Origin of the sequence: Paracerasibacillus soli (assembly GCF_042432965.1) — a bacterium.
Classification (GTDB): domain Bacteria; phylum Bacillota; class Bacilli; order Bacillales; family Amphibacillaceae; genus Paracerasibacillus; species Paracerasibacillus soli.
Window position 1 is genome coordinate 1 of sequence record NZ_JBHLWL010000023.1, and the last position, 9720, is coordinate 9720.

At 35.2% G+C, this 9720-nt stretch carries 11 protein-coding genes and 1 other annotated feature; of the genes, 7 read left to right on the top strand and 4 right to left on the bottom strand.

The features are described 5' to 3' along the window. A partial coding sequence (locus ACFFIS_RS09005) for an IS3 family transposase (protein WP_390187117.1) occupies positions 1-486 on the top strand: 486 nt, incomplete at its 5' end. Positions 487-548: 62 nt separating this feature from the next. Here the strand turns inward: ACFFIS_RS09005 and yidC are convergent. Continuing rightward, the gene (gene yidC / locus ACFFIS_RS09010) at positions 549-1355 is read right to left on the bottom strand and encodes a membrane protein insertase YidC (protein ID WP_320378392.1); all 807 of its coding nucleotides are present in this window, start codon (positions 1353-1355) and stop codon (positions 549-551) included. Continuing rightward, the gene (locus ACFFIS_RS09015) at positions 1262-1675 is read right to left on the bottom strand and encodes a hypothetical protein (RefSeq protein WP_320378393.1); all 414 of its coding nucleotides are present in this window, start codon (positions 1673-1675) and stop codon (positions 1262-1264) included. Before ACFFIS_RS09015 ends, yidC begins: the two co-directional genes overlap by 94 nt. 337 nt (positions 1676-2012) lie before the next feature. Between ACFFIS_RS09015 and ACFFIS_RS09020 the strand changes: the two genes are divergently transcribed. From ACFFIS_RS09020 to ACFFIS_RS09035, 4 genes are all read left to right on the top strand, one after another. Further along, positions 2013-2987 carry an ABC transporter ATP-binding protein gene (locus tag ACFFIS_RS09020; protein WP_390187120.1) on the top strand — a complete coding sequence of 325 codons (975 nt, stop codon included), beginning with the start codon at positions 2013-2015 and terminating at the stop codon, positions 2985-2987. Beyond that, the gene (locus tag ACFFIS_RS09025; protein ID WP_320378395.1) at positions 2974-3747 is read left to right on the top strand and encodes an ABC transporter permease; all 774 of its coding nucleotides are present in this window, start codon (positions 2974-2976) and stop codon (positions 3745-3747) included. Before ACFFIS_RS09020 ends, ACFFIS_RS09025 begins: the two co-directional genes overlap by 14 nt. A 169-nt stretch (positions 3748-3916) precedes the next feature. After that, the gene (locus ACFFIS_RS09030) at positions 3917-4381 is read left to right on the top strand and encodes a CotD family spore coat protein (protein ID WP_320378396.1); all 465 of its coding nucleotides are present in this window, start codon (positions 3917-3919) and stop codon (positions 4379-4381) included. Between the two features lie 300 nt (positions 4382-4681). Next, entirely contained in the window at positions 4682-5236 is a 555-nt protein-coding gene (locus ACFFIS_RS09035; RefSeq protein WP_390187123.1) for an SLOG family protein, read from the top strand. Between the two features lie 115 nt (positions 5237-5351). On the opposite strand, the gene ACFFIS_RS09040 is transcribed toward ACFFIS_RS09035, so the two are convergent. Together ACFFIS_RS09040 and ACFFIS_RS09045 are read right to left on the bottom strand one after the other, a co-directional pair. Beyond that, positions 5352-6224, bottom strand: coding sequence for a glycoside hydrolase domain-containing protein (locus ACFFIS_RS09040; RefSeq protein WP_390187125.1), 873 nt, complete (start codon positions 6222-6224; stop codon positions 5352-5354). Positions 6225-6405: 181 nt separating this feature from the next. Further along, a complete protein-coding gene (locus ACFFIS_RS09045; protein WP_320378399.1) occupies positions 6406-6687 on the bottom strand; it encodes a YesK family protein in 282 nt (93 codons plus the stop codon). Positions 6688-7161: 474 nt separating this feature from the next. Between ACFFIS_RS09045 and ACFFIS_RS09050 the strand changes: the two genes are divergently transcribed. Both ACFFIS_RS09050 and argS read left to right on the top strand, forming a co-directional pair. Then, positions 7162-7539: a DnaJ family domain-containing protein gene (locus tag ACFFIS_RS09050; protein WP_320378400.1), complete on the top strand. Its 378-nt coding sequence runs from the start codon at positions 7162-7164 to the stop codon at positions 7537-7539. Between the two features lie 39 nt (positions 7540-7578). After that, positions 7579-7811, top strand: a binding site (T-box leader). 95 nt (positions 7812-7906) lie between these two features. Further along, the gene (argS, locus tag ACFFIS_RS09055; protein WP_390187128.1) at positions 7907-9619 is read left to right on the top strand and encodes an arginine--tRNA ligase; all 1713 of its coding nucleotides are present in this window, start codon (positions 7907-7909) and stop codon (positions 9617-9619) included. Positions 9620-9720 lie beyond the last annotated feature (101 nt).

The following is a 9720-nucleotide window of genomic DNA, read 5'->3' on the forward strand; positions in this document are numbered from 1 at the left end:
AAAGTATTATTAACAGACATTACCTATTTGAGTCATGGAAAAGGAAAACGTGCGTACTTATCAACTATAAAAGATGCCGAAACCAATGAGATTTTAGCCTGTGAGACATCTGATAGAATAACGTTAGATATTGCATTAAATACATTAAAAAGGTTGAAAAAGAGTGGGATAAAGTTGGCTGAAGGTGCATTCATTCACTCCGATCAAGGTTTCCACTACACCAGCCCCCAATTTCAAAAGATGGTGAAAGAAATGGGACTGGGGCAATCTATGTCGCGCCGTGGAAACTGTTGGGATAATGCCCCACAAGAATCGCTTTTTGGCCATTTTAAAGATGAAACAGACTTTAAAGCTTGTGAAACCTTAGAAGATGTAAAACGAGAAATTAAGAGTTATATGATCTATTATAATCATTACCGTAGTCAATGGAACTTAAAAAAGATGACGCCTGCAAAATACAGTCATCATCTTCTTCAAGTTGTTTAAAAGCCTTTTTTTAAAATGTACTTTACAAAGGGTACATTTTACATGACACAACCCCTGTTATATTATTTCGTTTCTAAGCTTTTCTTATGTTTCAAGTACATACGCTTAGAAATTAATGTTTGGAAAATGATAAATACGCCACCAACCGTCCAGTATAAAGGTAAAGCAGCTGGTGCATTTAAGGATATGACCCCAATCATGATTGGAGATATATACCCCATAATGGCCATTTGCTTCCGCTGTTGTTCATCTAAGCCTATTAGTGAGACTTTAGATTGAATAAAGTAAATGACAACAGCAGTAATTGTTAAAATCATATCTTGTTGACCTAGATTTGTCCACAAGAATTCATGAGCTGCAATTTCTGGTGTTCTTCTTATTGCATAATAAAAACCGATTAAGATTGGAAATTGAATTAACATCGGTAAACAGCCAGCAAATGATGCAAGTGGATTAAAATTATGTTTCTGATAAAGGGCCATCATTTCCTGTTGCATTTTCGTTTGTGATTCCTTGTCTTTTTTACCTTTATATTTTTTCTGAATCTCGTCCATTTCGGGTTTTATATCTTTCATTTTATCTTGCATTTCTAGACTACTTCTCGTTTGTTTCAACATAAATGGCATGACTGCCAGTCGAATAAGTAGCGTAATAATAATAATCGACAGACCGTAACTACCATTGAATAATTTAGCAAGAAATTTTATAAGTAATGAAAAATTGTATACGAAATAGTGATTAAAAAAACCAGTTGTTTGTTCATCAATTGGTTCATTTATATTTCCCGAACACCCCGCCAAGAAAATAAGAAGAATGATCGCGATGAAGCCATATTTCTTAAAAAATGTGAATACAGATCTTTTTTCCATAATATACCTCCCCTAAAATGTGTGAGTAACGTGTTGAGTGGAAGGGGATGTCCGTCGGTATCATCATCAGGCGACTCAATTCGCTTTATCTTCTGAGCAATCCAATCCCTAATTTCTGAAACCTGCTCCACTTGGTTTTCAAAGTGTAAAACATGTATATCAATAGTATGCGCTCGCTTGGAATAAATATTATGGTGTAAATAATGATGCAAGTCAAAGTGGATGAATTTTAATACAGCTAGAGCAGATAAAAACAAACTAATATAAAAATAAAATGGCGATGTCGCTAATAAAAAGTCGGAAACAATTTCAAAAAGCATCTGTATTCACCTCCTCCTAATATCTAAATAAATTGGTTAATTGCTAATAACAGTTTACATATTCTTATGTTAATAAAACAATTTTACATTTTAAATCCTATTCTATATTAAACCATCATACAAGAAATAGAAACATAAAGTAAATAAATTACAACAAAAAGATGTGGGTTTTTCATCATCTCAGTCTTAAGGCGGATTAATTTTCGAACTAAAGGGCGTAGTGATAATAAATGTACTGATGTAGGATAAATATAGAACAGCTAAAGACGAAAAAATCATATTAAAAAAATAATTTTTTTAACTATGGGACTTTAGCAAAATGGGAGGATGAGATGGAATGGAACCGATTATCACGGTGAAGCAATTAAACAAAATGTATAAAAAAAGAAAAACTAAAGAAGTAATTCAAGCAGTTGACAATATTTCCTTTACAGTCCAAAAGGGAGAAATATTAGGGCTGCTGGGGCCAAATGGCGCTGGTAAAACGACAACAATTAAAATGATATGTGGTTTACTTGTACCGGATTCAGGCGAAATCACCATTAACGGGCTAGGGCAAAATGGAAGTCGGTTAAAATCACTTGAACATATCAGCGCCGTACTAGAAGGCAACCGAAATTTATATTGGCGTTTAACGGTGAGGGAAAACCTTGAATATTTTGCAGGTAATCGTGGTATGTCTCGAAAAGATGTGAAAGAGAATGTAGAGCAATTATTAACTTCCTTTCGACTAAAAGATAAGGAAAATGAACTTGTGAATCGATTGTCGCGTGGTATGCAACAAAAATTAGCAATCGCAGTCGCCATGCTAGCTAATAGTGAAGTAATCTTACTAGATGAACCAACATTAGGATTAGACGTTGAAACAAGTTATGAAGTGCGTGAATTATTAAAGGAAATTGTGAAAAAGCATAATCGGACGATTATTATTAGCTCCCATGATATGGATGTTATCCAAGAAGTATGTGACCGAACGATTATTATTAATGGGGGAAAAGTTGTGACAGATGATAAAGTGGAAAATTTATTAAAATTGTTTGATGTTCGTTCTTATACGATAACATTAGGTGCTTTACTTAGTGAAAAACAACAGTTGCTTTTAAAGGAAAAGTTTCCAGTTCACAAATATACTACTGATACAATGCAGCCAACTTTAAATGTGGACCTTTACCAAAGTGAAGCAATATATGATTTATTTCGATTGTTACAAATGGAGCATACCCCAGTTGAAGCCATTGATCGTACAACGGTTAATTTCGAGCAAGTATTTATGAAAATATTAAAGGGGGAAAATAACTATGAAATGGTTTAATCTTTTACAGGCTAATGTACGCAAAGAATATATTGAATTGAAACGGTATTTACCAAATACACTTGCATATATCATTACATTTTATGTTATTTTTTTAGGGATGTTTGCTGGGATTCAAGTAATCGGTGATCCATCCACACAAGACGTAAACACCCAATATATGATTGTGAATTATATCTTTTGGTTTTTAGGAATGCTTGTCGTACAAAATATCGGTTGGGAAATTACGAATGAAGCGATGAGAGGAACATTGGAACAGCTTTATATGTCGCCGTTAGGAGTGTGGCGAATTATGGCATCTCGGTTAATTGCTACTACAGTTATCAACTTTTTCATCATGGTTGCCCTTCTTTATTTATCGATGTTAACAACTAATCAGTGGTTAAATGTAGATGTGATTTCCGTATTACCAATATTTATCTTAACATTATTTAGTATGTTTGGTGTAGGGCTGATGGTTGCTGGAATTTCAATTATATGGAAACAAGTGAATGCCTTTTTGCAAATATTACAGTTTATTATTGCCGGATTGACATTTGTTCCTTTATCTGTTGCACCTTATCTAGCGTATTTTCCATTTGTAAAAGGGGTTGATCTTGTTAGAGGTATTATGATTAACGGAACTCATATTTCTGAAATCGGAGCTGGAGAATTTGCTTTGTTAATCGGAAATGGAATTGTTTATTTTGCACTTGGTCTACTTATTTTTATTTCCTGTGAACGGTTTGCAATGAAAAAAGGATTGCTTGCACATTATTAATTATCTTGTATGGGATAGATTGCTTTTGACAGCTGAAAATATGTAAAACATTCCTTTTTGGGGCATGTACACTAGAATTATTTCAATAAATGGGTACATGTCATATACACCCCTAAGATAAATGACATAGGTTATTAGTGACCTACAAAAGAAAGGGGAAATTATTATCATGAGATGTTGTCGTCGTCATCCACAATGTGGTTGTAGAAAGCGAATCGTTTATCCTACGAAGTTTAATTGCGTTGATGTTTGTACAGAGAGCGAAGTTGAGCACGTCCATCCATCACACACAACTGTAATGAAACATCATTTAGTAAAGAATACACATGTTTTTCCACATTCGACTTCTGTAGTAAATACAACAAATAGTGTGAATCTATATGGAGGGTCGCCTCAAGTTCCGCGCCCACCGCGTCCAAATGTTCCAGGCCCTAGTCCATTTGTTGGAGGAGCAATGATGCCACCAATGGGTTCCGGTATGGGGTCAGCACCAGGCCAAGTAGCAGGAACAATGTCACCAGGAATGAATCAAGGCATGGGTATGGGAATGAATCCAGGTCAAGTCGCAGGTGTTACTTCACCAAACATGGGTACAGGAATGCAAAATTGGAACCAAGGCGGCAAATGGTGCTAAAACAATGAAGGGAAGAGCTGGAGGTTAGAATCTCCAGCTCTATTCATTTTACGACAGCGGACAATCCTGCGTGAGGTTTTCTGAGAACTTGCTTGTGGATGATTTTTGATTATTTTACTTCCATTCTAAATAACAGCGTGCAACACAAAAATAATCAGATGTGATTGGAAGACCCACTTAGAAACATTACATAGGTGAAATTGTGGTACAAATCATGCTAAGCTAGTAATGAAGGCTTCATTTCTCATATGTGACAGCAATATTACGTTTTAGATTTTTATAAAAAGGGAATGAACATGATTGAAAATATTAACTGTAACAGGATATAAACCAATGGAATTAGGTATATTTAAAGAGGATGATCCACGAGTTGTGTTTATCAAATATGCATTAAGAAAACGCCTCGTTTCATATGTTGAAGAAGGGCTCGAATGGATCATCATATCAGGGCAAATGGGCATAGAAATGTGGACTGCTCAGGTAGTGCTTGATTTACAAGATGAATATGATATCAAATTAGGTATCTTCCCTCCGTTTGAGAACCAGGAAAGCCGTTGGCCAGAGCCAATTCAATTTACCTATCAAGAACTTTTAATGTGTGCTGATTTTTATGAACCTATTTATAAGGGAGAGTATAAAGGAGGCTATCAATTCAAGGCGAAAAATCTTTGGTTTATAGAAAAAAGTGATGCTTGTTTATTATTAATTGACGATGAATATCCTGGTAGCGTTCGCTTCTTTTATGAAGAGGCAAAAAAAGGAGAAAACTATCCAATTTATACGATCACACCGATGGATTTAGACGATGCTGTAACTGAAATGCAAATGGATGATCCGAACTATTGGACTTCCTAATTTAAAAATATAGTAGAATTTGAATTGTAGGCTAACGAAGTGAAGGAAGCCACAACTGCATCTCGTATTAATTCTTGCAGTAGTGGCCTAAGCAATTAATCGAAGTTGGCGTTTATCACCATAGAAAGTCTAGTAATTCATCTTGAAATAAGTTTGTATCAATGGTACATTTTTTAGCTTCAATTGCATACTGCCAACCAAAAACTTTAGCTTTTTCTGGGCCTTGAGGGTCAAATTTAGGAGCGTTTTCTTTTGAAGTAATTTTTTCTTGTGGGTGAGCTGTCCAAATTAAATATTCTTTTTGGATGTCTTCTTGCATATTTTGAAATGCCGCTAGTAATTCGCTATCTTTATCAAAAACACCATATATTGCAGGTTCATATGGGGAATCTGCCAACGTCTCATACCATCCTTCTAAAAAAGCAGTATTAACCGGGTAATCTGGTTCAATATCGGCAAAAATTGCGACGCCTTCCGGGATACCTAGTTCTTTTGCAAGTTTTATTGCTTGTTTAGCGTGGTCAATGCCTTGCTTTTTACCTGTGACATCTGACACATGGTTATAGATTACGAGAATCTTTACGTTTTCATCATGTAAAAATTCCACTTCTTCTTTAGTTAATCCGGTAGACACCCCTTCATTATCCCCGAGGTAGCGACCGAAGACCTTTGGCTTTCCAAAATGTTCCACAACACAGGCTAATAATTCATCATTTGCAACCTCTGCAGAGTCAACACCCCAATGGACCTTTTGTTCTTCTTTATTTTTATCTTTTTTGCCCTTGTCTTGACTCTTATCTTTATCTTTACCTTTATCATTGCTCTTATTTTCATCTTTATCTTTATCGTTTTGCTGCTCAGAGTCTTTGTTATTGTCATTATCTTTGCCATCGTCTTTTTCAGTTACAGGTGGATCTTTTGATACTTCATGTTGATCAAAAATGATGACGATAAATAGAGTGAATATAACAGTTGCAAACCCAATCATGAGTATGATCCAACTTTGTTTTAAAAAATTGATTGCAATCCCCCCCTTCATACCACATAATGCAGTATATTGAAAAAATCGGGAAGGTGTGTCAGCATATACTACTAAAAATAGAAATTGAGTCATATAGTTAATAGATATAATGAAACAAGGTGAGAGATAAGGGGGTACTTCCTTGAACTTAAGAAGCGTGATAATCATTTTTTAAATCAGCCATTACTTGGGCTAAAGCAGATATGAGAATGGCTATCGCTGATCCAATAAATAGATATGCAGCAAAATAATCAAGACCTGTGCCATCCCAATTATTTTGGAAGAGTGACAAGCCAATTAAAGTGATGCCAGTTAATGCTCCTAATATTGGCGCAAGATAACGAATAATGAATCGCCTTTTTCGAAAAATAATGGTCCAACTTAACATGATAATAAAAATAACTCCAGCATACATAAAAAAGTTCTGCATTTTTACTCCTCCCTCCATAAATTTTAGATTTCTAAAATAGTGCTGATTCTCTCTGTTAATATGAAACTATTAGGTAGAAGTAAAAGAATCATAATCTTGATGTAAGTAGGCAAAGTTGGTAATGCTAATGCTTTTAACGAAAAATTAGAAAGTGCTTTCAAAAGTAAAATAATGTTGTATGATTGTTGTAAAGTAAAAGATGATTGGAACGATAACATTTTTTAAGAGCCTGTCGAATATCAAGCGCTAATATCATCATAGCAAAGATTAGAATAAAGAGAAAATCTAGTTCAGAAGCTCAGTGTTTAAAAAGTATTAGCTGTACAGCTAAGCCCCTATCTTCATTTCATTGATAAATTAACTTTTATGCTTACATGAATTGACCGACCTCAAACTTATAATAAATAAAGTAAAATTTCGTGCAGTGAGGAGTGGGGCATACAGTCTGCGATAAAATATGAAAGGATGATAATATTGAGAGAAAAAAATAGTGAGCGAGAAGATGATTCTGAAATTTCCGCTAGCTTGCAGTATACGGACCATATGACAGCCATTATTCGTCAGGCTGAAGCAGATGGACATTTTACTGATTTACCTGGAAAGGGAAAGCCACTAAACTTAGGAAGAGAATATATGAACCCATCAGAAGCACAATTGTATAAAACGATGAAGGATAACCATGTTTTGCCACGTTGGGTTGAAGTGGGAAAAGAAATAGAGCAATTAATAAATGACTTGGAAGGACTGGAAGGTAAAGAAATGCAAAGAAAGTTGAAACAAATAAACAAAAAGATAAAGGAATATAACGGAATATGTCCACCTATGTTGCAAAAAAATAAAATACATAGATGAAAAATATGTGGCAATATGATACACTAATCTAAATTAATTGTGAATCCTGTGATGAAGAGAGTAGTAGTGAAGAAAAGTCTTAAGCGAGTTAGGGACGGTGTAAGCCTAATGACATCTTCATAACGAAGCGCACTTCAGAGGAGCAACCTGAAATAGAAGTAGGGTTTAGCCGGTTCAGCCGTTATCGTATCAAGTAACAATCCGGATAGATTTTAGATTTATCCAGGATTGTATAATCAGAGTGGTACCGTGGGAAAAGTCCCGCCTCTATCGTAGAGGCGGGGTTTTTTTAATGTTTCAGTTTAACACATAAGAACGACTAGAATGATAAGGAATGGTAATTCACAATAAAGAGGAGGAAAAATACGTGAATATAGGTAAAGCTTTTGCTAGGGAAATCGAAAAACATGTAGAACATGTACTATCTATGACAGAAATAGAAGCAATGATTGAACAACCAAAATATGACGAACAGGGAGATATCGCCTTTCCATGTTTTCGTTTAGCTAAACACTTCAAGAAATCACCAGTACAAATCGCGGAGCAAATAGCCGCTAAATTAGAACATCCGTTGTATGAAAAAATTATCGCTGTTGGTCCTTATATCAATGGATTTTTGGATAAAAAATCTTATAGTAAACAAATTGTCCAACAAATTATCAATGAGAAAGATCATTATGGCTCTAAAACAATAGGGAACGGGCAAACAATAACGATTGACTTTTCCTCACCGAATATCGCGAAGCCATTTTCAATGGGACACTTGCGTTCAACAGTAATTGGTAATTCACTAACACATATTGCCAAAAAGTGCGGATTTGAAGTCGTAAAAATTAATCATTTAGGTGACTGGGGTACACAATTTGGAAAGCTCATTACGGCCTATAAATTATGGGGATCCGAGACAAGTGTGCAGGAGAATCCAATTCCTGTACTACTAGATTTATATGTGAAATTTCATGAAGAAGCAGATGAAAACGATGCTTTAAATCAAGAAGCACGTGCCTGGTTTAAAAAATTGGAAGATGGAGATAAAGAAGCAACGGCTCTTTGGCAATGGTTTCGTGATGAATCCCTCAAAGCTTTTTCAAAAATTTATGATTTGTTAGATGTATCGTTTGATTCTTATCATGGTGAGGCATTTTATAATGATAAAATGGATGAAACGGTTGACGTATTAAATGAAAAGGGGCTATTAACTTTATCGGAAGGGGCAGAAGTTGTAAAACTTGCTGAACTAGACATGCCACCATGTTTAATCCGTAAGTCTGATGGGGCAACTTTGTATGCAACACGAGATTTAACAGCTGCGCGATATCGTCAAGCAACATATCATTTTTCGAAGGCTATCTATGTTGTTGGTCAGGAACAAACCGTTCATTTCAGACAGTTTTTTTCAGTTTTAGAAAAAGCAGGGTATCAATGGGCAAAGCACATGGTGCATGTTCCTTTTGGATTTATCTTAAAAGACGGTAAAAAGATGTCTACGAGAAAAGGGAAAGTTGTATTATTAGAAGATGTATTACAAGAGGCAATCTCCCTAGCTAAACGGAATATAGAAGAGAAAAATCCGACAATAGAAAATAAGGAAGCTGTTGCGGAAGCAGTTGGTGTCGGAGCTGTCATTTATCACGATTTAAAAAATGAGCGAATGAATCATGTGGAATTTAGCTTAGAAGAGATGTTAAAAGTAGAAGGAAGAACAGGACCATATGTACAGTATACACATGCACGTGCTTGTTCTATTTTGAGAAAAGCTACTGATTTTAATAATGATGTGTTACAAAAATATCGTCTTGGAGATGAACCAGGATTGTCTGATTCGTATAGTTGGCATGTCATTAAACATCTGCGTGATTTTCCACATGTAGTACAACGTGCATTTGATGATTTAGAACCATCACTAATTGCGAGATATGTATTTGAACTCGCACAAGATTTCAATAAATATTATAGCCACGTCAAAGTGTTAACAAATGATGCAGAACGTACCGCTAGATTGAGCTTAGTTTACACCGTTACTGTCGTATTAAAAGAAGGATTACGCTTGCTTGGCATAAAAGCACCAGAAAGTATGTAATGGGGTCAGACCCATTGGTCTTGCATGCATGGATAAAAATACCATAAGTTGAAAAAATGAACATTTTTATTTACAGAAATAAAAAAAGCTCCTATTGTAGA

Coding starts and splice junctions, on each gene's coding strand:
- yidC (WP_320378392.1), bottom strand. CDS start 1,355: ATGGAAAAAAGATCTGTATTCACATTTTTTAAGAAATATGGCTTCATC.
- ACFFIS_RS09015 (WP_320378393.1), bottom strand. CDS start 1,675: ATGCTTTTTGAAATTGTTTCCGACTTTTTATTAGCGACATCGCCATTT.
- ACFFIS_RS09020 (WP_390187120.1), top strand. CDS start 2,013: ATGGAACCGATTATCACGGTGAAGCAATTAAACAAAATGTATAAAAAA.
- ACFFIS_RS09025 (WP_320378395.1), top strand. CDS start 2,974: ATGAAATGGTTTAATCTTTTACAGGCTAATGTACGCAAAGAATATATT.
- ACFFIS_RS09030 (WP_320378396.1), top strand. CDS start 3,917: ATGAGATGTTGTCGTCGTCATCCACAATGTGGTTGTAGAAAGCGAATC.
- ACFFIS_RS09040 (WP_390187125.1), bottom strand. CDS start 6,224: ATGATTGGGTTTGCAACTGTTATATTCACTCTATTTATCGTCATCATT.
- ACFFIS_RS09045 (WP_320378399.1), bottom strand. CDS start 6,687: ATGCAGAACTTTTTTATGTATGCTGGAGTTATTTTTATTATCATGTTA.